Source organism: Nocardioides sp. URHA0032, from assembly GCF_000620645.1.
Taxonomy (GTDB): Bacteria; Actinomycetota; Actinomycetes; order Propionibacteriales; family Nocardioidaceae; genus Nocardioides.
This window is the reverse complement of record NZ_KK211161.1, coordinates 68,478-91,748: the sequence shown is the minus strand read 5'-3', so window position 1 is coordinate 91,748 and position 23,271 is coordinate 68,478. Positions and strand designations below refer to the sequence as shown.

25 protein-coding genes and 1 other RNA gene are annotated in these 23,271 nt (G+C 71.6%); 13 read left to right on the top strand and 13 right to left on the bottom strand.

The window, feature by feature from the left end; translation table 11 throughout:
- The first annotated feature begins 4 nt into the window (after positions 1-4).
- The 3 genes from N538_RS26745 (at position 5) to N538_RS26740 (ending at position 2,905) form a co-directional block, all read left to right on the top strand.
- Positions 5-760, top strand: a complete 756-nt coding sequence (locus tag N538_RS26745; RefSeq protein WP_036571724.1) for a response regulator — start codon at positions 5-7, stop codon at positions 758-760.
- Positions 761-794: 34 nt separating this feature from the next.
- Positions 795-1,913, top strand: a complete 1,119-nt coding sequence (prfB, locus tag N538_RS0121585; protein ID WP_028639012.1) for a peptide chain release factor 2 — start codon at positions 795-797, stop codon at positions 1,911-1,913.
- 80 nt (positions 1,914-1,993) lie between these two features.
- On the top strand, positions 1,994-2,905 hold the full coding sequence (locus tag N538_RS26740) for an oxygenase MpaB family protein (protein WP_036571723.1): 912 nt from the start codon (positions 1,994-1,996) through the stop codon (positions 2,903-2,905).
- Here the strand turns inward: N538_RS26740 and N538_RS0121575 are convergent.
- The 6 genes from N538_RS0121575 to N538_RS0121550 form a co-directional block, all read right to left on the bottom strand.
- Positions 2,895-3,935 (bottom strand): aldo/keto reductase, encoded by a 1,041-nt coding sequence (locus N538_RS0121575; protein WP_028639011.1) that lies wholly within the window; start codon positions 3,933-3,935, stop codon positions 2,895-2,897. The genes N538_RS26740 and N538_RS0121575 overlap by 11 nt on opposite strands.
- On the bottom strand, positions 3,932-5,263 hold the full coding sequence (locus tag N538_RS0121570) for an LLM class flavin-dependent oxidoreductase (protein ID WP_028639010.1): 1,332 nt from the start codon (positions 5,261-5,263) through the stop codon (positions 3,932-3,934). Before N538_RS0121570 ends, N538_RS0121575 begins: the two co-directional genes overlap by 4 nt.
- On the bottom strand, positions 5,260-6,042 hold the full coding sequence (locus N538_RS0121565; RefSeq protein ID WP_028639009.1) for an ABC transporter ATP-binding protein: 783 nt from the start codon (positions 6,040-6,042) through the stop codon (positions 5,260-5,262). Before N538_RS0121565 ends, N538_RS0121570 begins: the two co-directional genes overlap by 4 nt.
- A complete protein-coding gene (locus N538_RS0121560) occupies positions 6,018-6,863 on the bottom strand; it encodes an ABC transporter permease (protein ID WP_081790647.1) in 846 nt (281 codons plus the stop codon). The genes N538_RS0121565 and N538_RS0121560 overlap by 25 nt, the downstream gene beginning before the upstream one ends.
- Positions 6,860-7,921, bottom strand: a complete 1,062-nt coding sequence (locus N538_RS0121555) for an ABC transporter substrate-binding protein (RefSeq protein WP_028639007.1) — start codon at positions 7,919-7,921, stop codon at positions 6,860-6,862. Before N538_RS0121555 ends, N538_RS0121560 begins: the two co-directional genes overlap by 4 nt.
- A gap of 93 nt (positions 7,922-8,014) precedes the next feature.
- Positions 8,015-8,602 (bottom strand): hypothetical protein, encoded by a 588-nt coding sequence (locus N538_RS0121550; RefSeq protein WP_028639006.1) that lies wholly within the window; start codon positions 8,600-8,602, stop codon positions 8,015-8,017.
- Between the two features lie 62 nt (positions 8,603-8,664).
- Between N538_RS0121550 and ftsE the strand changes: the two genes are divergently transcribed.
- The 9 genes from ftsE to N538_RS0121505 all read left to right on the top strand — a co-directional run bounded on the left by ftsE (position 8,665) and on the right by N538_RS0121505 (position 16,645).
- Positions 8,665-9,354 carry a cell division ATP-binding protein FtsE gene (gene ftsE, locus N538_RS0121545; protein WP_028639005.1) on the top strand — a complete coding sequence of 230 codons (690 nt, stop codon included), beginning with the start codon at positions 8,665-8,667 and terminating at the stop codon, positions 9,352-9,354.
- Between the two features lie 37 nt (positions 9,355-9,391).
- Positions 9,392-10,303 carry a permease-like cell division protein FtsX gene (gene ftsX / locus N538_RS0121540; RefSeq protein ID WP_028639004.1) on the top strand — a complete coding sequence of 304 codons (912 nt, stop codon included), beginning with the start codon at positions 9,392-9,394 and terminating at the stop codon, positions 10,301-10,303.
- 101 nt (positions 10,304-10,404) lie between these two features.
- Entirely contained in the window at positions 10,405-11,616 is a 1,212-nt protein-coding gene (locus N538_RS27705; RefSeq protein ID WP_028639003.1) for a M23 family metallopeptidase, read from the top strand.
- A 60-nt stretch (positions 11,617-11,676) separates the two neighbouring features.
- Complete coding sequence (smpB, locus tag N538_RS0121530; RefSeq protein ID WP_028639002.1) at positions 11,677-12,156, top strand: SsrA-binding protein SmpB; 480 nt, start codon at positions 11,677-11,679, stop codon at positions 12,154-12,156.
- Positions 12,149-13,027, top strand: a complete 879-nt coding sequence (locus tag N538_RS0121525) for an amidohydrolase family protein (protein ID WP_028639001.1) — start codon at positions 12,149-12,151, stop codon at positions 13,025-13,027. The genes smpB and N538_RS0121525 overlap by 8 nt, the downstream gene beginning before the upstream one ends.
- Positions 13,028-13,072: 45 nt before the next feature.
- Positions 13,073-14,086, top strand: coding sequence for a nitroreductase/quinone reductase family protein (locus N538_RS27700; RefSeq protein ID WP_051549527.1), 1,014 nt, complete (start codon positions 13,073-13,075; stop codon positions 14,084-14,086).
- Positions 14,087-14,140: 54 nt separating this feature from the next.
- Complete coding sequence (locus N538_RS26725; protein WP_051549526.1) at positions 14,141-14,428, top strand: hypothetical protein; 288 nt, start codon at positions 14,141-14,143, stop codon at positions 14,426-14,428.
- 122 nt (positions 14,429-14,550) lie between these two features.
- Positions 14,551-14,920, top strand: a transfer-messenger RNA (tmRNA) gene (gene ssrA, locus N538_RS28155).
- A gap of 1,512 nt (positions 14,921-16,432) precedes the next feature.
- Positions 16,433-16,645: a hypothetical protein gene (locus tag N538_RS0121505; protein WP_028638999.1), complete on the top strand. Its 213-nt coding sequence runs from the start codon at positions 16,433-16,435 to the stop codon at positions 16,643-16,645.
- Here N538_RS0121505 and N538_RS0121500 read toward each other — a convergent pair.
- The 7 genes from N538_RS0121500 to N538_RS0121465 all read right to left on the bottom strand — a co-directional run bounded on the left by N538_RS0121500 (position 16,619) and on the right by N538_RS0121465 (position 22,308).
- Positions 16,619-17,539 carry a hypothetical protein gene (locus N538_RS0121500; protein WP_028638998.1) on the bottom strand — a complete coding sequence of 307 codons (921 nt, stop codon included), beginning with the start codon at positions 17,537-17,539 and terminating at the stop codon, positions 16,619-16,621. The two genes, N538_RS0121505 and N538_RS0121500, sit on opposite strands and share 27 nt — an antisense overlap.
- Positions 17,540-17,608: 69 nt before the next feature.
- Positions 17,609-17,995 carry a nuclear transport factor 2 family protein gene (locus N538_RS0121495; RefSeq protein ID WP_028638997.1) on the bottom strand — a complete coding sequence of 129 codons (387 nt, stop codon included), beginning with the start codon at positions 17,993-17,995 and terminating at the stop codon, positions 17,609-17,611.
- A 100-nt stretch (positions 17,996-18,095) separates the two neighbouring features.
- A complete protein-coding gene (locus N538_RS0121485; RefSeq protein ID WP_028638996.1) occupies positions 18,096-18,443 on the bottom strand; it encodes a hypothetical protein in 348 nt (115 codons plus the stop codon).
- Positions 18,444-18,458: 15 nt separating this feature from the next.
- Complete coding sequence (locus tag N538_RS26720; protein ID WP_051549576.1) at positions 18,459-19,061, bottom strand: redoxin domain-containing protein; 603 nt, start codon at positions 19,059-19,061, stop codon at positions 18,459-18,461.
- A 375-nt stretch (positions 19,062-19,436) separates the two neighbouring features.
- Entirely contained in the window at positions 19,437-20,177 is a 741-nt protein-coding gene (locus N538_RS0121475) for an SDR family oxidoreductase (RefSeq protein ID WP_028638995.1), read from the bottom strand.
- Positions 20,174-21,691, bottom strand: a complete 1,518-nt coding sequence (locus N538_RS26715; RefSeq protein ID WP_051549525.1) for a DHA2 family efflux MFS transporter permease subunit — start codon at positions 21,689-21,691, stop codon at positions 20,174-20,176. The genes N538_RS0121475 and N538_RS26715 overlap by 4 nt, the downstream gene beginning before the upstream one ends.
- Positions 21,688-22,308, bottom strand: a complete 621-nt coding sequence (locus N538_RS0121465) for a muconolactone Delta-isomerase family protein (RefSeq protein WP_028638994.1) — start codon at positions 22,306-22,308, stop codon at positions 21,688-21,690. The genes N538_RS26715 and N538_RS0121465 overlap by 4 nt, the downstream gene beginning before the upstream one ends.
- Positions 22,309-22,485: 177 nt before the next feature.
- Here N538_RS0121465 and N538_RS0121460 point away from each other — a divergent pair, with 177 nt between their 5' ends.
- Positions 22,486-23,103, top strand: a complete 618-nt coding sequence (locus N538_RS0121460) for a VOC family protein (RefSeq protein ID WP_028638993.1) — start codon at positions 22,486-22,488, stop codon at positions 23,101-23,103.
- Positions 23,104-23,271 lie beyond the last annotated feature (168 nt).

Here is a 23,271-nt window from a genome sequence, read left to right as displayed (position 1 = left end):
CGCCGTGCCCATCCGCGTCCTCCTCGTGGACGACGTCGTTGAGGTACGCCGGCTGGTCCGCACCTCCCTCCGCTTCCGAGGCGGGTTCGAGGTCGTGGGCGAGGCTGCGGACGGTGCAGAAGCCGTCCGACTGGCCCAGCAGCTGCGTCCCGACGTCGTCGTGCTGGACCTCGGCCTGCCCGACATCGCCGGGCGCGAGGTGCTCAGCCGGGTGCGTGAGCACGCGCCCGACTCCAAGGTCGTGGTGTTCTCCGGGCTGGAGACCCCCGACCGGGCGTGGATCCGGGCGCACTCCGAGGGATTCGTGCTCAAGGACTCCGACCTCGGGTACCTCGTCGACCTGCTGGAGTCGGTCGGGAGGACCACGGGACTCGAGGCCGTCATCGACCTGCCCGACGACCTGAGCAGCGTCGCCGAGGCGCGGAGGTTCGTGAAGCAGCAGTTCCTGGTGTGGGGCATCACCGGGCCGCTGGACGACGCGCTGCTGGTGGTCAGCGAGCTCGCCGCGAACGCGCTGACCCACGCGCACTCGTCGTACCGCATCCGGCTGTCCGCCACGCCGATGGCGTTGCGGATCGAGGTCGACGACACCGGCGCGGGCACGCCCGAGCCGCAGCCCCTCACCGACACCGAGGAGCACGGCCGCGGCCTGCACCTGGTCGACGCGCTGGCGGCGTCGTGGGGCATGGAGTCCGCGGACACCGGCGGCAAGCGGGTCTGGGCCGAGCTCGCGCTGCCTGTCACCGCCGCTGCCGAGTAGGTCGCGTCACCGCGAGCCCGTAACCTTGCTCCTTGTGGCAGGACCGGACTTCGACGCAGAGATCAAGCAGCTCCAGGCGACCATGCACACCATCGAGCAGGTGCTGGACCTCGACGCGATGCGCGCCGAGATCGCCGACCTCGGTGAGCAGGTCGCCGCGCCCGACCTCTGGGACGACCAGGCCAACGCCACCCGGGTGACCGGCCGGCTCTCGGCCCTCCAGGGCGAGGTCGACCGCTTCAGCGCCCTCAACGGGCGCGTCGACGACCTGGCGATCATGGTCGAGATGGCGCAGGAGGAGGGCGACGCCGACGCGATCGCCGAGGCCGAGGCCGAGCTGCGCCGCCTGCACAAGTCCGTCGAGGCCCTCGAGGTCCGCACGCTGCTGGCCGGTGAGTACGACGCCCGCGAGGCGATCGTGACCATCCGCTCCGGGGCCGGCGGTGTCGACGCGGCGGACTTCGCCGAGATGCTGATGCGGATGTACACGCGCTGGGCCGAGCAGCACAAGTACCCCGTCGAGGTCTTCGACGTCTCCTACGCCGAGGAGGCCGGCATCAAGTCGGCCGAGTTCGCGATCCACGCGCCGTACGCCTACGGCACGCTGTCGGTCGAGGCGGGGACCCACCGACTGGTGCGGATCAGCCCGTTCGACAACCAGGGCCGCCGCCAGACGTCGTTCGCCGCCGTCGAGGTCGTGCCGGTGCTCGAGCAGACCGACGAGATCGAGATCGACGAGAACGAGATCCGCACCGACGTGTTCCGCTCGGGCGGTCCCGGTGGCCAGTCGGTCAACACCACCGACTCCGCCGTACGCCTGACCCACATCCCGACCGGCATCGTGGTCAGCTGCCAGAACGAGAAGTCGCAGCTGCAGAACAAGGCCTCGGCGATGGTCGTCCTCAAGGCGAAGCTGCTCGCGAAGAAGAAGGCCGAGGAGGCCGCGCTCAAGAAGGACCTCAAGGGCGACGTCGCCGCGGCCTGGGGCGACCAGATGCGCAACTACGTGCTGAACCCGTACCAGATGGTCAAGGACCTGCGCACCGGCTACGAGGTCGGCAACCCGCAGGCGGTCTTCGACGGCGACCTCGACGACTTCATCGAGGCGGGCATCCGGTGGCGCCGCGGCGCCGAGAAGGCCGCCCAGAACTAGCGCGTCGCGGGTCGTCCGCTTCTCGCACCCCTATACGCCGCCCTCAGGCGGACGACCCGTTCCCCGGGTAGGTTGCGGGGATGAGGCGCGACCACTGGAAGCGGTACAACGACCGGCTCGACCCGCAGCGCGACTTCGTCGAGATCTACGCGAAGGTCGTCGGCCACGAGTTCCCGTGGGACATGAACCAGGCGCTCGGCTTCGCGCTGTTCCGCACCTACGCCGTGCCCGGCATCGGCGGGTTGCTCGACCGGACCGGCGAGTTCACCGCGCGCACGCAGAAGCGGTACGACGACACCGCGCTGCTGCTCGAGCCGCCGACCCGGCTGGGGTTCGAGGACCCGGACGCGAAGGCCGCCATCCGTCGGATCAACGCGATGCACCGCGCCTACGACATCCCGAACCACGAGCTCCGCTACGTGCTGAGCACGTTCGTCGTCGTGCCGAAGCGCTGGCTCGACGACTACGGCAAGCGGCCGCTGACGCCGAACGAGGTCGAGGCGAGCGTGCAGTACTACCGCGTCCTGGGCCGGCACATGGGCATCAAGGACATCCCCGAGACGTACGCCGGGTTCGAGCAGCTCATGGACTCCTACGAGGCCGAGCACTTCGCGTACGACGCGGGCGGCCGCCGGGTCGCCGACGCGACGCTCGCGCTGATGGTCGGCTTCCAGCCGCGGATCGCGCGCCCGGTGATGGGCGTGTTCAGCCGGTCGCTCATGGACCCGCCGCTGCGCGCGGCGTTCGGCTACCGGACGCCGCCGCGGCCGGTCGTCGCGGTCTCGCGCGGAGCGCTGCGGGCCCGCGGCCTGCTGCTCCGGGCGTTCCCGGCGCGCCGGGAGCCGAAGCTGGTCGAGGACCTGCCGCAGATCCGCAGCTACCCCGACGGCTACGACATCGAGAAGCTCGGCACGTGGCCCGTGCCGGGCCGGGCCGGCTGCCCGGTCCGGCACGAGCCAGGGGCCGCACCGACGGAGCAGGTCAGCGGCTGAAGCCGCCGCGCCGCAGCCGGGCGTCGGTGAGCGCGGGAGGCGCGTAGCCGCGGTCCGCCTCGTTGATCGTCGTCCCCGGCGCGACGATCTCGTCGATGCGGTCCAGGACGTCCTGCGACAGCGAGACCTTCTCGACGCCGAGCTGGGACTCGAGCTGCTCCATCGTGCGCGGGCCGATGATCGCCGACGACACCGCCGGGTGCTCGAGCACGAACGCCAGCGCGAGGTGGATCAGCGACAGCCCGGCCTCGTCGGCGAGGTCCTGGAGCGCATGCACCGCCTCGAGCTTGGCGCGGTTCTCCGGCAGCGACGGGTCGTGCCGCGCGGGCTGCCGCTGCTGGCGCGAGGACGTGACGTGCTCCTCGCCGCGGCGGTAGCGCCCCGACAGCCAGCCGCCCGCGAGCGGGCTCCACGGCAGGATGCCGATGCCGTGCTTCTGGGCGGTCGGCAGCACGTCGCGCTCCACCTCGCGGGCGAGGATCGAGTACGGCGGCTGCTCGGTCACCGGGCGCTCCCGGTTGCGCCGCTCGGCGACCCACTGGGCCTCGACGAGCTGCGAGGGCAGGAAGGTCGAGGTGCCGACGTACCGGATCTTGCCGGCGTGCACGAGGTCCGACAGTGCCGACAGGGTGTCGTCGATGTCGATCTCGGGGTGCGGCCGGTGCACCTGGTACAGGTCGATGTGGTCGGTGCCGAGGCGTCGCAGCGAGTGCTCGACCTCGCGGATGATCCAGCGGCGTGAGCTGCCGCCCTGGTTCGGGTCGTCGTCGGACATCGCGCCGTGGAACTTGGTCGCGAGCACGACCTCGTCGCGGCGTCCCTTGATCGCGGCGCCGACGATCTCCTCCGACTCGCCGCGCGCGTAGACGTCCGCGGTGTCGATGACGTTGATGCCGGCGTCGAGCGCGCGCCGGATGATCCGGATGCTGTCGTCGTGGTCCGGGTTGCCCCAGGCGCCGAACATCATCGCGCCGAGCGTCAGCGGGCTGACGTGGACGCCGGTGGTGCCGAGCAGGCGGTACTGGCTCATGCGGTCTCCTCGAGGGGGTGGGTGTACTGGCTGGCGGGGCGGTCGAGCCCGTAGTGCTCGCGCAGCGTGGTGCCGGCGTACTCGGTGCGGAACAGGCCGCGCTGCCGCAGGATCGGGACGACGTGGTCGACGAAGTCGTCGAACCCGCCCGGGAGGTACGGCGGCATCACGTTGAAGCCGTCCGCCGCCCCGGACTCGTGCCACAGCTGGATCTGGTCGGCGACCAGCTCCGGCGTGCCGGCGACGACCCGGTGGCCGCGCGCGCCGGCCAGCCGGTGCAGGACCTGGCGGAGCGTGGGCTTCTCCCGCTGGATGATGTCGACGACCAGCTGGAACCGGCTTGCCTCGCTGCGCTCGCCGCCGGTGTCCAGCACCTCGCGCGGGAACGGCGCGTCGAGGTCGTAGGACGACAGGTCGACTCCGGTCAGCCGGTGCAGCTGCCCGAGGCCGTACGCCGGCTGCGTCAGCTCGTTGAGCCGTTCCTCGAGCTCGTCGGCCTCCCGCTGGCTGGAGCCGAGGATCGGGCTGATCCCCGGGAGCACCTTCACGCCGCCCGGGTCGCGGCCCAGGCGCGCCGCCCGGTCCTTGATGTCGGCGTAGAACTCCTGCGCGCTGCCGAGGGTCTGGTGCGCGGTGAAGATCGCCTCGGCCCACCGGGCCGCGAAGCCGCGGCCGTCGTCGGACGACCCCGCCTGCACGTACACCGGCCGCCCCTGGGGCGACCGGGGCAGGTTGAGCGGTCCGGCGACCGAGAAGAACCGGCCGGTGTGGTCGACCCGGTGCACGCGGTCCGGGTCGGCGTACAGGCCGCTCGCGGGGTCCGCGACCAGCGCCTCGTCCTCCCAGCTGTCGAACAGCTTGGTGACGACGTCGAGGTACTCGTCCGCGCGGGCGTACCGCTCGGCGTGCACCGGGTGCTCGGCGAGCCCGAAGTTCTGCGCCGCGTTCGGCGCACCCGTGGTGACGATGTTCCAGCCCGCCCGGCCACCGGAGAGGTGGTCGACGGAGGCCCACTGCCGGGCCAGGTTGTAGGGCTGGGAGTACGTCGTGGACGCGGTGCCGATCAGGCCGATCCGCTCGGTCACCGCGCCGATCGCCGACAGGAGCGTGAGCGGCTCGGGCTTCACCCGGGCGGCGTACTGGACGTTCTCCATCAGCGAGGGGCCGTCGGCGAAGAAGATCGCGTCGAACTTCGCGGCCTCGGCCCGCTGCGCCAGCTCGGCGTAGTAGGAGAGGTGCATGACGCGCTCGGGCTCCGAGCCGGCGTAGCGCCAGGCGGCCTCGTGGTGGCCGCCGGGATAGATGAAGAGGTTGAGGTGGAGGGTCACGAGGCTGCCTTCTTCCCGTAGGTCTCGGCGAGGGAGGTGTCGTGGTCGTCCTCGACACCGAGCTCGGCCAGGAGCCGGGTGCGGAGCGCGGCGAACCTCGGGTCCGCCTGCGACCGGCGGCCGGTCAGGTCGATCCGGATGTCGGACCGGACCACGCCGTCGTCGAGGACGATCACCCGGTCGGCCAGCACGATCGCCTCGTCGACGTCGTGGGTGACCAGCAGGACGGCGGGCCGGTGGGCCTCGCAGAGCCGCCGGAGCAGCACGTGCATCCGGATCCGGGTCAGCGCGTCGAGGGCACCGAACGGCTCGTCGGCCAGCAGCAGCTCCGGCTCGCGCACCAGCGACCGGGCGAGCGCCGCGCGTTGCTGCTCGCCGCCGGAGAGCTCGTGCGGCCAGGCTCGCTCGCGGCCCTCGAGGCCGACCTCGGCCAGCGCCTGGCGGCCCTTCTCGGCCGCGGCCCGGCCGCGCATCCCGAAGGTGACGTTCTCGAGCACCCGCCGCCAGGGCAGCAGCCGGCTGTCCTGGAAGACCACCGACACCTGCCGGGGCACCCGCACCGACCCGTGGCCGGCGACGTCGCGGTCCAGGCCGGCCATGGCGCGGAGCAGCGTGCTCTTGCCGCTGCCGCTGCGCCCGATCAGCGCGACGAACTCGCCGCGGGCGATGTCCAGGTCGAGGCCGTTGAGCACGCCCCCCGCCTTGTTGAAGCTGCGGTGCAGGTCCCGGACCCGGACCGCACTGGTTCCGGTGCTCAGCCCTCCAGCGTGCGTCGCCATGTCAGTGCCTTCCTCTCGATGATCCGGACCGCTCCGTCGGCCAGCAGGCCGAGGGCGGCGTACACGACCAGGCCGACGACGATGACGTCGGTCTGCCCGTAGTTCGACGCGAGCGTGATCATGTGGCCGATCCCGCTCGTGGCGTTGAGCTGCTCCACCACGACCAGCGACAGCAGGGCCGCGTTGACCGCGAACCGGAGGCCCAGCAGGAAGCCGGGCATCGCGCCGGGGAGCACGACGGCCCGGACGAACGCGGTCCGCCCGATGCCGATCGTCTCCGCCAGCTCGCCGTACTTGTGCTCGATGGTGCGCAGCCCGTTGTGGGTGTGGATGTAGATCGGCACGGCGACGCCGAGGGCGATCGTGATCACCTTCATCTCCTCGCCGATCCCGAGCCACAGGATCAGCAGGGGGATCAGCGCCAGGCTCGGGATCGACCGCTTGATCTGCACCGGTCCGTCCACCACGGACTCGCCGACCCGGGACAGTCCGGAGACCACCGCGAGGGCGGTCCCGGCGGCCACGCCGAGGGCGAGGCCGAGGCCGGCCCGGACCGCGGACGTCACCAGGTTCTCCTGGAGGCGGCCGCTCTCGATCAGGTCGCGGGCGGTCGACACGACCGTCCACGGCTCCGACATCGTGCGGGGGTCGAGGGCGCCGGTCGCCGAGGCGAGCGCCCAGAGCCCGACCAGCAGGACCGGCCCGATCCAGAAGCCGAAGGGGATCCGCTTGCCGGGGCCGAGCCGACGGCGTACGACGCGCTCGTCGACCCGGTCCCCGCGCCGGGGCGCCACCGTGGCGCGTTCCTGGACGGTGGTCACGACAGCGCCTCCGCGATCGCCTTCTCGTAGCGCCGGTCGAAGAGCGCCGGCACGTCGAGCGGGTCGTGGTCCTGCTTCTCGGCCAGCAGGTCCGCGGTCTGCTTCTCGCGCTGGATGAAGCCGTCCCAGCTGGTCGGGACCTTGAACTTGCCGAGGGCGTCCACGACGTACTTCGCGTCCTCGGGGGAGAGGCCCTCGTGGTCGACGTAGTAGGCCTGTGCGAACTCGTCGGGGTGCTCGTTGATCCAGTCCTGCGCCTCGGCCCAGATCGCGACGTACTTCTTCAGCGCCGCGGCCTTGTTGGCGTCCTCGAGCACCGAGGTGGGCGTGTAGAGCGTCCAGGCGTCGTCGCGGATCCCGGTGGGGATGGTCGTCGCGCCGTCACGCTGGTACTTGGCGAGGTAGGTCTTGACCAGCGCCTGGCCGAGCGGGGCGACGTCGACCTGTCCGGACGCGAGGGCGTTGACGAAGGAGTCGTCGACGCTGGTCATCTCCACCAGGTCGACGTCGCTCTCGTCGAGCCCGGCCTTCTCCAGTGTGCGGAGCACCAGCGCCCCCTGGGCCTGGCCCGGGCTGTAGGCGATCTTCTTGCCGGCCAGGTCCGAGAGGTCCTTCACCGAGACCCCGGGCGCCACGCCGAGCTCGTACGTCGGGTGGTCGAGCGGGTCGACGGTCTCGCGGGCGGCGATGATCTTGACGTCGGTGCCGGTCCACTGCGCGAACAGCGGCGGGATGTCGGCGACCGCGCCCGCGTCGAGCGCGTTCGCGCGGAACGCCTCGAGCGTCTTCGGGCCGCCGCTGATGTTGGCCCACTCGACGTCGACGTCGAGGTCGTCGATCAGGCCGGACTGCTCGAGCGCGACCTGCGTGGCGGGATCACCGATCCGCAGCACCGTGCCGTCGGGCACCTGGTCGGGCACGGCCGCGGTCAGCGCCAGGTGCGGGCCCTTCTCCTCGGAGCTGCAGGCGGCGAGGGCGAACGCCGCGGCCAGGGCGACGAGGACGGCGGTGATGACCGTGAAGGGCCCCCGTCGAGGGGGATGAGCGGAGTGCTGCATGGGTGTGCCTTCCGATTAGGCGATTAAGTCGACCCAATTAATACACAAAAGGTGGAGGCCGACGAGCCCGCCGCGCGGATCGTGAGACGAATCTCAGGCAGTCGCCGCCTGCGCGACCGTGACGCACCAGCGCCCGGCGCGGTCCAGGGCGTCGGGTCCCGACGCGGTCAGCGAGCAGGAGAGCCAGGCGTCGCCGAACAGCCCGTGGTACGACGTGGTGCCGTCGTCGCAGCGCACCGCGACCGACCGGCTGCCGAACGGCGGCGCGTCCGGGACGGCCCGGCAGCCGTCCGCCGCGGTCGCCGCGTGCCGGAGTCGCTCGGCCTGACCCGGCGTCACCGGCGGCGCGAAGACCCAGCCCTGCGCCGTCGTACCGTCGGACGCGCGCCAGCGGCAGCCGTACTCGTGGGCGACGTCGGTCACGCCCTCGGCGAGCTGCGCGCGGTCGCCGTTCGCCCAGGCGTCGGTCGCGTCCGGCTCGGTGCCGAGCGCGTCCTCGACGGCGGTCGGGGCGACCTGCGAGCAGAAGTCGGCGCGGGCGGCGGTCAACGTGCCGGTCGCGAGCTCCGAGAGCGGGGTCGGCGCCACCGTCGACGGCCGCGCGGCGGGCTCGGAGCCGCCCCCGGAGCACGCGCTGAGCGCGAGCGCGACGGCGACGACGGCGACGGCGGCGCGGGACATGCCCCCCAACCTAGGGGCTGCCCTGCCGGATCTCTCAGGTGCCTCGTCTACGCTCGACTCCCGTGATCCGCTTCGAGAAGGTCGTCAAGACCTACCCCGGCCAGGCGCACAACGCGCTGGACCAGGTGACGGTCGACATCGAGAAGGGCGAGTTCGTCTTCCTCGTCGGCTCGTCGGGGTCCGGCAAGTCGACGTTCCTCCGGCTGGTGCTGCGCGAGTACCGCCCCACGACCGGCCGCGTCTACGTCGCCGGCAAGGAGATCAACCGGCTCGCGAGCTGGAAGGTGCCCCGGCTGCGCCGCCAGATCGGCACGGTGTTCCAGGACTTCCGGCTACTGCCGAACAAGACCGTCAGCGAGAACGTCGCCTTCGCGCTCCAGGTGATCGGCCGGTCCCGGTCGGAGATCACCGAGGTCGTGCCGGAGACCCTCGAGCTGGTCGGCCTCGACGGCAAGGGCGACCGGATGCCCGACGAGCTGTCCGGTGGCGAGCAGCAGCGCGTCGCGATCGCCCGGGCGTTCGTGAACCGGCCGATGATCCTGATCGCCGACGAGCCGACCGGCAACCTGGACCCGACCACGTCGGTCGGGATCATGAAGCTGCTGGACCGGATCAACCGGACCGGCACCACCGTCCTGATGGCCACCCACGACGCCGGGATCGTCGACCAGATGCGCAAGCGCGTGATCGAGCTCGACGACGGCCGGGTCGTGCGCGACCAGGCCCAGGGCATCTACGGCTTCCAGCACTGATCCGCGACGCAGCCGACACCAAGGACTCTCACCTCTCATGCAGCTTCGCTACGTCTTCTCCGAGCTCGGCCAGGGCCTGCGCCGCAACCTGTCGATGCACCTCGCGGTGATCCTCACACTGTTCGTGTCGCTGACCCTCGTCGGCCTCGGCGTCCTGCTGAACACCCAGGCCGACAAGGCCGCTGAGCAATGGGGCTCCGAGCTCCAGATCACCGCCTTCCTCTGCAAGGCACGGGACGACAACCCCGCGTGCACCAGCGAGGTCACCGACGCGCAGAAGGAGCGGATCGCCAAGGTCGTCGACGAGAGCCCCGAGGTCGACAGCTACCGCTTCGAGAGCAAGGAGGAGGCCTTCGCGAAGATCAAGGACCTCCTCGGCGCGGACAGGTTCGAGGGCCCGAACCCGGCCGCCACGGCCGAGGACATGCCGGAGTCGGTCTGGATCACGCTCAAGGACCCGGACCAGTACCAGGGCATCGAGAGCGCGATCGTCGGGCTGGACGGCGTCAGCAACGTCCGCGACCAGCGCCAGGTCGTCGGGCCCGTCCTCCAGGGGCTCGACGTGATGCAGAAGGGCGCGCTGCTCATCGCGGGCTTCCTGGTCGTCGCGGCGCTGCTCCTGGTGGCCAACACCATCCGGCTGGCGGCGTTCGCGCGGCGCCGGGAGATCGGCATCATGCGCCTGGTGGGCGCCTCGTCGCTCTACATCACGCTGCCGTTCCTGATGGAGGCGCTCGTGACCGCGGCGATCTCCGTGGTGGTCGCCGTCGGGGCGCTGGCGGCGTTCATGTGGTTCGGCGTGCGCGGCCGACTGGAGGACCTGGTCGGCTTCATCCCCTGGATCGGCCTGGACGAGTTCTGGGTCGCCGCGATCGTGGTGGCGATCCTGGGCCCGGTGCTGACCCTGCTCCCGACACTCGTGCTGACGCGCAAATACCTCAAAGTCTGACCCGCACGGGTTACCGTCGACGCGTTCACTTCCCCGAACACGAAGGCAGACCGGTGCGTCTCTTCCCCCGTACCGCACGCCCTCGCCTTGCGGCGGCCACCGTGGCCTGCTCGCTGGCGGCGGGTGCGCTCGCCGTACCGCTCGCGCACGCCGACCCGAAGGACCTCAAGCACCGGCAGCAGCAGGCGCAGAGCCAGGTCAAGCACGCGCGGCAGGACCTCGACGAGTCCAGCAGCCGGCTGCGGACGGCGCAGGCCGCCGTGGACAAGGCGGTGCGCGAGCTGTCCGCGGCCCGGGCGGAGTACCGCTCCGCCAGCACCCGCCTGCAGGCCGCCGAGCTCCGCGACCAGGAGATGCAGGACCGGCTGGACGCCGCCGAGGCGAAGCTGGCCGAGGCCGAGGGCGACCTCGCGGCCGGGCAGGCCGCGCTCACCGACCAGCGCGCGAAGCTGACCGACACGGTCACCGACATCTACGAGCAGGGCGACCCGCAGCTGCTCGCGTTCATGAGCCTGCTGAAGTCGCAGTCGACCACCGACCTGACCCGCCAGGAGGCGCTCAACGACGCCATCGTGGGTCGTGAGTCGATGGCGTACGACGACCTGCACGCCGCCGAGGTGCTCCTCCAGGTGCGGGAGAACCAGGTCCAGACCGCCCGCGACGACGTCGAGGTGCAGCGCCAGGCCGCCGCGGACCACCTGGTCACCATGGAGCGGCTCCAGCAGGAGGCCCGCGACGCGAAGAACAAGGTCGTGGGACTGGTCGTGTCCCGCCGGGACGCCCGAGCCGCCGCGGTCACCGCCCGGCGGGCCGACCTCCAGGACCTGCAGGAGGCCAAGCGCCGCGAGAACCACGTCAGGCAGCTGATCCTGGCCGCCGCGCGCCGCTCCAGGGGCGGCTACACCGGCCCGACCAACGGGCTGTTCATCCGGCCCGTCCCGGGTGCCATCACCTCGCCGTTCGGCTACCGGATCCACCCGATCTACCACTACTGGGGCCTGCACGACGGCACCGACTTCGGCGTCTCCTGCGGCGAGCCGATGCGCGCGGTCGCCGGCGGCACCGTGATCGCGCGCTACTGGTCGGACGTCTACGGCAACCGGCTCTACCTGAGCCTCGGCCAGATCAACGGCAAGAACGTCACGGCCGTCTACAACCACGCCACGTCGTACCGCGTCGGCGTCGGCGCCCACGTCGGTCAGGGCGAGGTCGTCGGGTACGTCGGCTCGACCGGCTGGTCCACCGGCTGCCACCTGCACTTCACCATCCTCGTGAACGGCACCGCCGTCGACCCCATGAACTGGCTCCCCTGACCGTCGAGTGACCGGAAGTCCCGATTCAACGAGGTTGCGCGTCGCTGAGAGAATGGTGGGATGGCCAGGGAGCAGGGGCGCAAGCTCATCGCGCAGAACAAGAAGGCGCGGCACGAGTACCACATCGAGGACACCTACGAGGCCGGCCTGGTCCTCCAGGGCACCGAGGTGAAGTCGCTGCGCCAGGGCCGCGCGTCCCTGGTGGACGGGTTCGTCGACATCGACGGCCACGAGGCCTGGCTGCACGGCGTGCACATCCCGGAGTACACCCAGGGCACCTGGACCAACCACTCGGCCCGGCGCAAGCGCAAGCTGCTGCTCAACCGCGAGGAGATCGACAAGATCGAACGGCGCGTCAACGAGAAGGGCCTGACGGTCGTCCCGCTCGCGCTGTACTTCAAGGACGGCCGGGCCAAGGTCGAGATCGCGCTCGCCAAGGGCAAGAAGTCGTGGGACAAGCGGCATGCCCTGGCCGAGCGACAGGCCGACCGGGAGACCCAGCAGGCCGTGGGCCGCCGGCTCAAGGGCATGGGTGACTGATCCCGACGTCCCCGCCGTGCGGGCGTTCTGGCAGGCCCTGGGCCTGCCCGGCCTGTTCGACGCGCACGTGCACTTCCTGCCCCCGAACATCCAGCGCGCGGTGTACGCCCAGTTCGACGCCGCCGGCCCCAAGATCGGGCGCGAGTGGCCGATCCGGTACCGCCAGGACCACGCGGAGCGCGTGGAGATCCTGCGCGCGATGGGGGTACGCCGGTTCCCGACCCTGCCGTACGCGCACAAGCCCGGCGTCGCGGCGTACCTCAACGAGTGGGCGGCGGGCTTCGCCCGCGACGTGCCGGAGTCCCTGTGGTCGGCGACGTTCTATCCCGAGGAGTCGGCGGCGGCGTACGTCAAGGAGCTGGTCCGCGCCGGCGTGGAGGTGTTCAAGGTGCACCTGCAGGTGGGGGAGTTCCACCTCGACGATCCGCTCCTCGACGGCGTGTGGGGCACGCTCGAGGACGCCGGGACCCCGGTGGTGGTGCACGCCGGGTCGGGCCCGGTCGGCAACGACTTCACCGGGCCGGGCTCGACCGAGCGGTTGCTGCGGCGCTTCCCGCGGCTCACGCTGCTGATCGCCCACATGGGCGCCCCGGAGTGCGAGGAGTTCCTCGACCTGGCCGCCCGCCACGAGCGGGTCCACCTCGACACCACCATGGTGTTCACCGACTTCTTCCCGGCCTACCCGTCGCAGCTCGTGCCGCGGCTGCGCGACCTGGGTCACCGGGTACTGCTGGGCAGCGACTTCCCGACCATCCCGTACCCCTACGCGCACCAGCTCGAGGGGCTCGCCCGGCTCGACCTCGGCGACGACTGGCTGCGCCGGGTCTGCTGGGAGAACGGCGCCGCGCTGTTCGGCCCCGGTCCGAGGTGACCTTCGGCCCTGCCGGGTGACGGCGCTCCGGAGTGGACTGGAGCCGTGCTCGAGACCGACGTCCGCTCCGACCGGGCCACGCCGTACCGCCTCTGGATCGCCGCCTGCACGGCGGCCGAGATGGTGGGGATGACGGCTGCGGCAGGGGCGGCGACGCTGGCCGACGGGGTGAGCGGTCCTGTGGCGTTGGGTGTCGTTGTTGCCGGAGGACTCGTCGAGGGGACGGCACTGGGTCTGGCCCAGGCCACGGTCCTCGCCCGTGTCGCGCCGGCGCTGTCCCGAGTGCGCTACCTGGTGGCGACCGTGGTCGTCGCCGGGTTGGGCTGGGCCGCGGCCACTGCGCCGTCCACCCTCGGTGGAGGAGGCGACGCCGAGCAGCCCCCCGTGCTGCTGGTCGTCCTCGGGGCGCTCGCCCTGGGCCTGGTGCTGGGCTCCGTGCTCGGTGCCGTCCAGGCGTACGCCCTGCGGGGCGCCGTGCGGCACCCCACCCGGTGGGTGGCGGCGAACGCCGCGGCCTGGCCCGTAGCGATGATCCTGATCTTCGTCGGGGCCACGCTTCCCGACACCGGCTGGCCGGCCGGAGCCGTGCTCCTCGTGGGCGCGGTCACCGGCGCGGCCGCCGGCGCTGCGCTCGGACTCGTGTCCGGGCTGTTCCTGCCGACCCTCTCGGGAGTGTCGGCGGCGAGCCGGGTGGTGCTGGCGTTGCTGGTCTCGCACCGACCGACGGGGTTGCAGCGGGCCCTGCTCGGCCTCGAGGTGCGCGGCCGCGTCTCGGGACGCCGGTACCGCCTCCCGGTCCAGTACGCCGTGGCGCCGGGCGGGCTCGCCGTGGTGCCGGGACGACCCTCGCACAAGACCTGGTGGCGCAACCTCAACCCTGCGCCGACCCCGGTCGAGGTGCTCCGCGAGGGCGTCTGGGCGCCGGCGTCCGCCCGGTGCCTCGGTCCCGACGATCCGGAGTACGACGCGGTGCTCGCGGCGTACCTGCGGCGCTGGCCGGACACGCCCGCCGAGGCCGGCCAGCCGGTCGTCCTGGTGCGCCTCGGGGCCGCCGCGTAGCGCCGGGGACCTGCCTCCGTTCGAGGAGGCCCGGAACGGGGTAGACCTCCCGTCATGACGAGGGAGTACGACCAGCTGAGGGACGACCCGGCCCTGCTCGAAGGACTGGGTGGGGGCGGTGCGGCCCAGCCCGACGGAGACGTGGTCCTGGGGAACGGCAAGGTGCTCTCCTGCCTGGTCTGCGGCGGGGTCCGGTTCGCCCGCCGCGAGGTGAAGATGAACACCACCGGGATGAGCTTCATGGACCTGGACTGGGCCAACCGCTCCGGCGACGGAGCCATCTGCCAGTCCTGCGGCTTCGTGCACACGTTCCTCGACGGCAACCTCACCTGGCGCAGATGAGCTCCGGGGACCACGGATCGCGGCCGGGCGTGGCGTGGGCCGTCGAGCCGGCGCGGGCCTCGGTGGGAATCCCTGATGCCGGCCGCCTGTTGGGACCAGTAGACTGGTGACACAACTCAAGAGGGGCTGATCGGTTTCGACTTGGGACGTTAGTTCCAGGGGAAGCGGGTCGAGGAGCCAGCGTCATCTCGTAAACGATCGCTGGAAACCAATAACTGCCAACGCTAAGCGCAGTTCCTTCGCTCTCGCCGCCTGAGCGGTGATCGAAGCGTCAGACCGGGCATCCGTCTCCGTCCCGGACCCTGGCGTCATCTAGGAGACTTGCTGCTCACTCCGTGTCGCGGAGGGTGAGCGGGACTATTCCGTGACTGAGCCTGTCGGGGACGTGTCCGTGCGAGTCCCGGGGCTGAGAAAACGACATCGCGGACTGCACCCGGAGAAGACCTGGTTCGACGCTCGAGGACCGGGGTTCGATTCCCCGCAGCTCCACCAACAGACAGAGGGGTTTCAGCGAAAAGGCTGCACGCCTTCGCGAAATCGGAGCCGAGGCCTTCTGGCCTCGGCTCCGGTTCGCTGCGCCATTCCCTCGTGAGAGAAGACCATCGGTTCGCTTCCGACAGGCGCCTCCACGGGCACGCACGCGAAGTGGCTGCACACCCGACAAGGCCTGGCGAAGGTCCTCGCGGGCAGCGATTGAGATCGGGACGAGCTCCACCGCGTGGAGCAGGAGCGCATGCCGCTGACGGTCGCGGCGGCCGAAGTCCTCAATCGAGTCGATGCCGCCGCGTCGCCCTCGTAGCCCGGCTTGGAAGCCGCCCCGCGCGGTGACGGGAGATGCGGTCGGATCGACCGGGCCAGCCGGTCCAACGGACGGTCGCCGTGGCGAGGACACCGACACCGGCGTCAGGGAGGACAGGCGCGGCGGGCGGCGCGTCACGTGTCCCCGGTATCTCCGCCAATGTGGGGATGCCCGGACTCGCTTGGCCGTGCTCCCCTCGGACCATGGCGGACAGAGCGACTCGGGCGGCGGCGTCCGTACTGCTCGCCGCTGCTGCCGCTTTCGCCTATGCGGCAGCCTGGCAGCGCTGGTGGCCCGAATGCAGGTGGGGGCAGTTCAACGACCGTGGGTGCCTCCCGCTGCAAGACCACAGGTACGACTTCCTCGTGCCGGGCGACCCATGGTCTCCGGTCGGGCGTGCCGCGGAACTGTCCGGGATCGGGATGCTGCTGTTGGCCGGCGTGGCCTTGCTGCTCCCGGCGCTACTTGCGCCGTCGCTACATCGGGTTCTCAGGTGGGCCTTGGCCGTCGCCCCGGCAGCGAGCTTGGTGCTGCTCGGGCTTGAAGGGCTCCGCTCGGGGATGCGGGGCGATGTGGTCTCGTCGGCCCTGACTCCAGCGGCCGCGCTGGTGTGGGTGCTGTTGTGGCCTGTGGCGCTCACGCTCGGGGCATGCGTGGAGGCGGCTCGAGCTCCCGGCCGACGCTCTGGTTGGGGTGTCGCGACCGCGTTCGTGGTCGGCTGTTCCACGCCGCTTCCCGTGCTGCTCGTGCTCGGGCCGGTTGCGAGCGGCGGGTACGCCTCGTACGACACAGCCCCGTGGTCCGACGCGGCCATGGCACCGGTCTTGTTGCTCGGAGCTCTGACTCTCTGGGGCGGGATTCGTGCCCGGTCGGCCTCCGCGCTCGCTGTCCCGCTGGACCTGAGCTCCGCCGGGCCGGTGGCGAACCAGTCGAGGGGCAGCGTGTGAGCCGAGCGCTGCTGGTCCTTCGCTGGGAGTTGTGAACGCGAAGCCCGTCGCACTCGATCGCGCATCGATAACGGCGTCCCTGGGCACCGATGGTCCAGCTCCGGTGGCGGTCGACGCCCTGGTCGGCTCGCGAGGCGTGACGTGGCTGCGTCGGTGGTCGTTCTCGGTTCCCAGTCACCTGCGAGGAGCGCCCATGGCCCTCACCTCAGTACCGGAAGAGAGCAGCCGCGGGTTCGGTCTGCCCTCGGCGCCGGCGTGATGAGCGGCTACGGCTCACGGGCTGCGCAGGTACTCCCCGAGCTCCGGGTCTCCGATGCGCACGCGGACGGCTACCCGGCCGGCTCGATGCGGGCCAAGGTCGCGGCCTGCGTCGGGTTCGTCCGCGCCGCCGGGAACCGCGCCGTGATCGGTGCGCTCGAGGATGCGGCCGGCCTCGTGGCGGGTTCAACGGGCACGACGATCCGCCCTTAGCGTCGCCACGCTGAGCGCCGCCAGCACTCCGGTGGCGAAGGTGATCGTGAGGGCACTCCACACGGTCGCGGCGGGCGGTTGCTCATGGTCGACCCAACGCAGCGCGAGGGCGGCCACGGTGGCGTAGCTGAACCCGGCGGACCAGTGGCCGATGCCGAACGGGGCAGCGCGGTAGTAGGGCGCCAGGGGCACTTGCGCGAGCGCCAGCAGCAGGGTGAGCACCGTCAGCGCAACCGCCCATCCGTCGTACCGGGCGTTGACCGTGAGGTAGGTGTTGGCCGCGAGCGCGGGCGCGGCCAGCTCGATGACCAGGGCGGGACGGAGCGCGGCCGGCAGAGGAGCGACGACCAGCCGCACGGTCGTCACGACGCCGAGCACGAGCCAGCACGCGACGCCGACGCCGAGCAGGACGCGGGAGGTCGTGCCGTGGCCGAGCGCGCCCAGGGCCTGTGCCGCGAGCAGGGACCCGCCGGCTGTCGGCAGGTAGAAGCCAGGGTGGTAGCTGCGCAGAGGCAGCCTCGCGAGCAACCACGCGGCGACGACCGCCGACCCACCGGCGAGCGTGAGAGCGGCGAAGCAGACGACGAGCGGCCGACCCACCAGGAGGTGCAGCCCGACCAGCCGGCCCGACAGCAGCATCGCGGTGATGGCGCACACCGGGACCGACGGACCTTGCACCGGATCCCGCAGCTCGACCGCCAGGTGGCTGTCGCGGCGCCAGAGCTGAGACAGCCACTGGGTCACGAGGACCAGCAGCACCACTGCGGAGAAGCCCGCAAGCAGGTCTGCGACCGGCTGGGCCCAGCGCCAGTCGAGCAGCCGCCAGGCGCCCGCGAGGCCGGCGAAGCCGAACGGGATCCCGAAGTGCGGAGGGGTGACCTTCTCGGTGCTCACGGGTCCACCACCAGGCCGGCCCCCGGGTCGTCCCACGTGGCGCAGGAGGTCCTCGTCGCCAGCCAAGGCTCAGGTCCGCCCGGAGGTGGGATGCTCGGTCAGTGCCGCTCGCGACGGCGGTGCCTCGAAAGGGTCGGCGAAGTACTGCGTCTCGCGCACGACCTTTCCTTCCTGGAACTCCATGATCGAGACCGAGAAGGACGGGACGCCGTCGTACGAGATGACGACCTCGCTGACCCAGAGGTCGTCCACGCCGATGATCCGGAGCACGGTGAAGTGCCGGTCAGCAGGGTGGCCCTCCCGTTGCGCCGCGATCTTGGTTCGCCCCCGGAACCGCTCACCCGACTGCTGGTACTCCAACAGGGCGTCGTCCGCATAGATGGCGTGCTCTGTCGCACTGTCCGAGCGCTCCGATGCGCGCCAGTGCTCCTCGACGGCTGTCCTGTTCGCCTGCACCTCGACACCTCCTACGCTGACCGCGACGGCTCGGCGCGCGCGCCGGTCACCACGACGACGCAGTCGGTCAGGGCCACGACCTGCGCGCGCATCAGCGAACTCACGACGAGCTCGCCCGGGAAGGCGGTGATGGCGTGACCGGGCCGGCACTGTGCGACGCGGCGGGGCCGGGGACCACGAGAGCAAGCGCATCGTGGCGTGCCAGGGTGCCGCCGTCGCTCAACACGACCGTGCCGTGCTGCCTCCTGACGACGCCCGCCGACACCAAGGCGTCGATCTCGGAGCCGGCCACCACCTCGCCCACGACCAGCGTCGCGGCCGCGAGAAGGCTCCACTCCTCGGTCAGGCCCTCGGTCGCGAGGAGGAGCAACAGCGCCGGGCCGGCCTGTCGTGGCGCCGCCGGGATGTCGGAGACCGCGGCGATCGGCGCGTCCAACTGCATGGTCATCCGTGTCATCTCCCCTCAGCGCCCGAGCGCGACCCGGATCTCGTCCGGCGTACGGCGGTCCCACCCGTGAAAGGAAGACAGGTCACCCGTCCTCCATGCCTCGCGCAGCCCGGGTGCAGCGAGATCCCAGTCCGGCCTGGACTCGCGGGTGGCGGCCCTGAGGTCACGCCAGAGGTCAGCCGCGGACGGGCGTCCCCAGAACCAGTAGCCGTTGTAGATGCTGTGGATCACCAACCCGGGCTTGAGGACCAGTGTGTGGGGGATCATCGGGTCGTGCTCCGGGTCGGTGTACTCCTGGATGTCCAGGTCCTTCTGCACGACCCTGCCCGGATCGGACAGGAACGGCCACGCCGCGCCCACCGACGCCCTGAACTCCTGCAGGGTGTGGTGCTCGTCGGTGGCGATCGTGACGATCCCGGTGTAGGCCACGGCGATCTTGGGCTGCATGGCGGCCAGGTCGAGGTGCTGCTGGTGCTCCTTGGGACAGTAGTGCCCGCGCGCCAAGGTGAGGATCATCGGGTCGTCGCCTTGGAGCTCGCTGAGCGACCGTGGTGTGTCCGTGTGGTCGGGCAGCAGGTAGTCGGGGAAAACCCCTCCCGGCACGATGTCTGAACGCATGGGGGCCCTCCACTGGTCGGTGCTGGCTTCCAGGACGCCGCCTTCGATCTCTGCGGCGTGCCCACCGTCCTCCGTCACGTGTCGGGTTCGCGCCCGTAGCAGTCACTGGTCCCCGGCCCCGGGGGGTCTGCCGCCCACTGGCACCCGACCCGAGGCGCGTGCCGAGGACGCCGCGGCTGGGCAGCCAGTGAACCGCACGGCGGGCCGCCGGCGCCGGGTGCGCGCGTCATCGAGCTGGTCGGTCGGGAGCCCATGCGATCGACGTACACCCGCGCGGCCGAGGTGGGGCGTCCCCGGAGCGCTCACCGAGGTGCCGACCCGTCTCATCTCGCCGGCAGCTGCGCGGTTCGGTGCTGGACGCCGCCCTGACACCCGTCACGGAATGAGCTGCTGACCGCCGTCGACGTCGTAGGTCGCCCCGGTGACCGCGGTGTTGGTCATCAGGTGCAGAGCTGTTGCCGCCACGTCCGCTGCGTTCACCACCCGATGGATGGGGAGCGTCTGCCGGAGCTCGGCTCGACGGGTCTCGAGCTCGGCACCGAGCAGTCGCGCTGACAGCGGCGTGTCCACGAAGCCGGCGGCGATAGCGTTGACGCGCACGGGTGACAGCTCCACGGCAGCGTTCGCGGCGATGACCGGGACGGCGGCGGCCGCGATGGCCGCGATGCTCAACCCTGGGCCTGGCCGGCGTGCGTGCGACCCGGTGATCAGGGTGAGGGAACCACCGGCTCGGACGCTGTGCGCGGCGTGCCTGGCCACCCGGAGGGAGCCGAGAAGGTGCTCGTCGAGCACCCGGCGAGCGTCGTCGAAGTCGAGGTCGGCGATCGTGCCGTACGTCGGGCCGCCGCCGGTGACCAGGACGTGGTCCACCGGTGCGGACAGGCCTTCGAAGAACTCCGAGATGCCCGCCGCGTCGGCGAGGTCGAGCTGCGCCGTGCGGACCGCCCCCAGCTCGACCCCTGCCTGCCTCAGCCGTTCGCTGTCGCGCCCGGTCACGATCACCTCGGCCGCCGCGCTTCGGGCAAGGCGTGCAGTCTCGAGGCCGATCCCGGAGCTGCCGCCGAGGACGACGACGGTCTGGCCCTGGAGGGAGGGCGTCGGTTCGATGTCGTTCACGGGGTTCTCCTGTCGGTGCGTACGGCGGCGTCTGGAAGCAGGCAGACCGCGACCCGCGGCGACGCGGCCGGCAGCCGACGGTGTGGCGTCCGGTCGCGGGAGACGAAGACGACGGTGAGCACGGCGGCGGCCGCGCACAGGCCGGCCATGACCAACATGGCGACCGGGAACCCGTCTCGGAGCGATTCCGCGAGGCCGCGTGCACTGCCCGCGCCGATGAGCACGGGGACGAGAGCCACCATGACCACACCACCGACACGCGAGGAGGCGTCGTTGATGGCGGAGGCCTCGCCGAGGTCGGCGTCGTCCACCGCCGCAAGCACGCCCGCGGTGAGCGGGGCCACCGCGAGACCGATGCCGAGCCCCCAGAGGACGGCACCCGGGAGGATGGCACTGGCATAGGAGTCGCCGCGCTCGACGGCGGAGAGCCACACGAAGCCCACGGCCACGATGAGGATGCCGATCGCCATCGGCCACCGCGTGCCGGTCCGGTTGACCAGGCCGCCGACGAAGGGCGACACGAGCAGGAAGACGACCGACTCGGGAATGAGCGCCGCACCGGCGTCGGTCGCGCTGTAGCCGAGCTGGAGCTCGCACTGCAGGACGACGAGGTAGCTCGCCGCGGCGAGCGCGCCGTAGAACAGCAGGGTCGCGCCGTTGATCGCGTCGAACTGCCTCGAGCGGAAGAGCTCGGTCCTCAGCAGCGGGTTGCGCCGGCGCTGCTCCAGGGGGACCAGGACCGCCAGGCCCACGATCCCGACGATCGCGGCCAGCTGCACCAGCGGGTCGCCCCAGCCACGTTCGGGGCCTTCCGTCAGTGCGTAGATGACCCCACCGAGCCCTGCGACGGCGGGCACGGCGCCCAGGAGGTCCAGGGAGAGCGGGCGGGGAGTCCGCGTCGGCTCCGGGACGCGGGTCAGGACCAGGAGCGCGCCGAGGATGATCGGGATGTTGAGCAGGAAGACGTAGCGCCACGAAGCGTGGTCGACGAGCCAGCCCCCGCCGTAGGGGCCGAACGTGCTGCCCAAGGTCGACAGCCCGGCCCACAGGCCGATGCCGCGGGCGCGGTCCGCGGTCCTCAGCGACCCGTTGAGCATGGCCAGGCTGCTGGGCACGACGAGGGCCCCGCCCACGCCCTGGACCAGGCGCGCGATCACCAGCGTCGTGACTCCCTCCGCGGCCGCGCACCCCACGGAGGCGACGAGCATCACGAGCAGTCCGGTGACGAGGATGGTCCTGCGGCCGAAGTGGTCGGCCAGCGAGCCGGCCAGCAGCAGCAGGGCGGCGACGGTGACCAGGTACCCGGTCAGGACCCACTGCAGCTGGCTCACGCTCGCGTCCAGGTCGACGGCGATCGCCGGGACGGCGACGTTGACCATGAACGCGTCGAGGAAGCCCACCATGGACGCCAGCACGGTCGCGGTCACCAGCGCCACGCCGGCCGTACTTCGCAGGGCGACGAGCTCGCCGGACCTGCTGTCAGCGGCCGGGCGCGCAGGCGTGCCGGCGGTCATGCGCTGCTCCTGGTCGCGTGGCCCTGGGTCGGGTCGCTCGGATGCGGCGTCAACAGCTGCGTCGTGACGGTCAGCCATCCCGCCAGCGGAAGCGAGCTCAGGTGCCGCTCCATCTCAGCCTGGTCGCCCGCCTGCCAGTGCCCGAGGCTGTGGCCGGCCTCCGGCAGGGACCAGAGCCGCAGCAGCCTGCCGGCCGAAGCCAGTGCGCGGGTCCGGGCCCCCTCGGCAGCGGTCAGCCCGGCAACCTGCTCGCTGCCGGCTCCCTCGGGGATCGCCAGGGCGAACCAGGTGAAGAACTCGGTGGCGTCCCGATCGAGGTCCACGCCGTCCAGGCCCGGGTCGTTGACGTGCGGGCGGAGCACGGTGACCGTGTCGCGACGCCACACGTGCAGGGGCATCGAGCCCAGCGTGTCTCGAAGGTCGGCGTCACCGGCTGCGGTGAACAGGCCCAGCGTGCGCCACTCGCCCGGCCGCAGGGGTGGGCGCCACAGGCGCAGCACGCGGCCCGCCCGGACGAGCTCCGTCGTGTTCGCTGCCTCACGGGCGCGCATCGCGGCGACCTCGCTCTCCGAGGTCCCCTCCGGGACGTGAGTGGTCATGTCGACCAGGAACTCCATGGCGACCCTCCGGCTCGTCGATCTGCTGTCGCTCTCCACGATCGTGGAGTCGCCCGGCCATCGCGCCCGTGCCGACCACTGGTCGCCCCCACCAGTGACGGGCACGGGCGCGACGAGGGCCGGCGGGCGACGACCGTGGGCTCGTCCTGATCGTCATCATCAGAAGGAGCGCAGCACATGGACATGAAACTCGAGGTCGTCGTGATCCCCGTGTCGGACGTCGACCGGTCGGTGCAGTTCTACAAGTCGTTGGGATGGCGGCTCCACGCCGACGTCACGACGGACGAAGCGTTCCGCGTCGTCCAGCTGACTCCGCCGGGCTCCCCGGCCGCGATCATCTTCGGGACCGGTGTCACCGAGCAGGTCCCCGGGACGGCCCAGGGGCTGCACCTGGTCGTCGACGACATCCTGGCGGCCCACGCAGAGCTCGTCTCTGCCGGGATCGAGGTGAGCGAGGTCTTCCACGACGTCGGCGGCATCTTCCATCATGCGGGAGCCGAGGGGCGTGTCCCCGGCCCCGACCCGGACCGGAACAGCTACGGCTCGTTCCTCTCCTTCGCCGACGTGGATGGCAACGGCTGGGTCGTGCAGGAGGTCACCACACGACTCCCTGGCCGCATCGACGCGGCCGCAACGGCCTTCGCATCCGTCGACGACCTCGCCCGCGCTCTCTCGCGCGCGGCTGCGGCGCACGGAGAGCATGAGGCGCGCATCGGCCACGAGGACGCCGAGTGGCCGTCCTGGTACGCCGAGTACATGGTGCGCGAGCAGGCTGGGACGGGCCTGCCTGAGTGACCTGGAGGGCGCAGTCGCGCTGGTCACCGGCGCGGGCAGCGGCACCGATCCCGGCGTCGCCCGTCGCAGCGCACCCGACGGGCGGCGGTCGGGGTGGTCGGGAGTGATCCCGTGGATCACCGCCACCGTGCACGCCTGCGTCGTGTCCGCAGCTGATCGGCCGGGTGC

What these genes read in the sequence shown, in the direction of transcription:
- N538_RS26740 (WP_036571723.1), top strand. Translation starts at nt 1,994, where the DNA reads ATGAGGCGCGACCACTGGAAGCGGTACAACGACCGGCTCGACCCGCAG.
- N538_RS0121575 (WP_028639011.1), bottom strand. Translation starts at nt 3,935, where the DNA reads ATGAGCCAGTACCGCCTGCTCGGCACCACCGGCGTCCACGTCAGCCCG.
- N538_RS0121565 (WP_028639009.1), bottom strand. Translation starts at nt 6,042, where the DNA reads ATGGCGACGCACGCTGGAGGGCTGAGCACCGGAACCAGTGCGGTCCGG.
- N538_RS0121555 (WP_028639007.1), bottom strand. Translation starts at nt 7,921, where the DNA reads ATGCAGCACTCCGCTCATCCCCCTCGACGGGGGCCCTTCACGGTCATC.
- N538_RS0121550 (WP_028639006.1), bottom strand. Translation starts at nt 8,602, where the DNA reads ATGTCCCGCGCCGCCGTCGCCGTCGTCGCCGTCGCGCTCGCGCTCAGC.
- ftsX (WP_028639004.1), top strand. Translation starts at nt 9,392, where the DNA reads ATGCAGCTTCGCTACGTCTTCTCCGAGCTCGGCCAGGGCCTGCGCCGC.
- smpB (WP_028639002.1), top strand. Translation starts at nt 11,677, where the DNA reads ATGGCCAGGGAGCAGGGGCGCAAGCTCATCGCGCAGAACAAGAAGGCG.
- N538_RS26725 (WP_051549526.1), top strand. Translation starts at nt 14,141, where the DNA reads ATGACGAGGGAGTACGACCAGCTGAGGGACGACCCGGCCCTGCTCGAA.
- N538_RS0121505 (WP_028638999.1), top strand. Translation starts at nt 16,433, where the DNA reads ATGAGCGGCTACGGCTCACGGGCTGCGCAGGTACTCCCCGAGCTCCGG.
- N538_RS0121485 (WP_028638996.1), bottom strand. Translation starts at nt 18,443, where the DNA reads ATGACCATGCAGTTGGACGCGCCGATCGCCGCGGTCTCCGACATCCCG.
- N538_RS26720 (WP_051549576.1), bottom strand. Translation starts at nt 19,061, where the DNA reads ATGCGTTCAGACATCGTGCCGGGAGGGGTTTTCCCCGACTACCTGCTG.
- N538_RS26715 (WP_051549525.1), bottom strand. Translation starts at nt 21,691, where the DNA reads ATGACCGCCGGCACGCCTGCGCGCCCGGCCGCTGACAGCAGGTCCGGC.
- N538_RS0121465 (WP_028638994.1), bottom strand. Translation starts at nt 22,308, where the DNA reads ATGGAGTTCCTGGTCGACATGACCACTCACGTCCCGGAGGGGACCTCG.
- N538_RS0121460 (WP_028638993.1), top strand. Translation starts at nt 22,486, where the DNA reads ATGGACATGAAACTCGAGGTCGTCGTGATCCCCGTGTCGGACGTCGAC.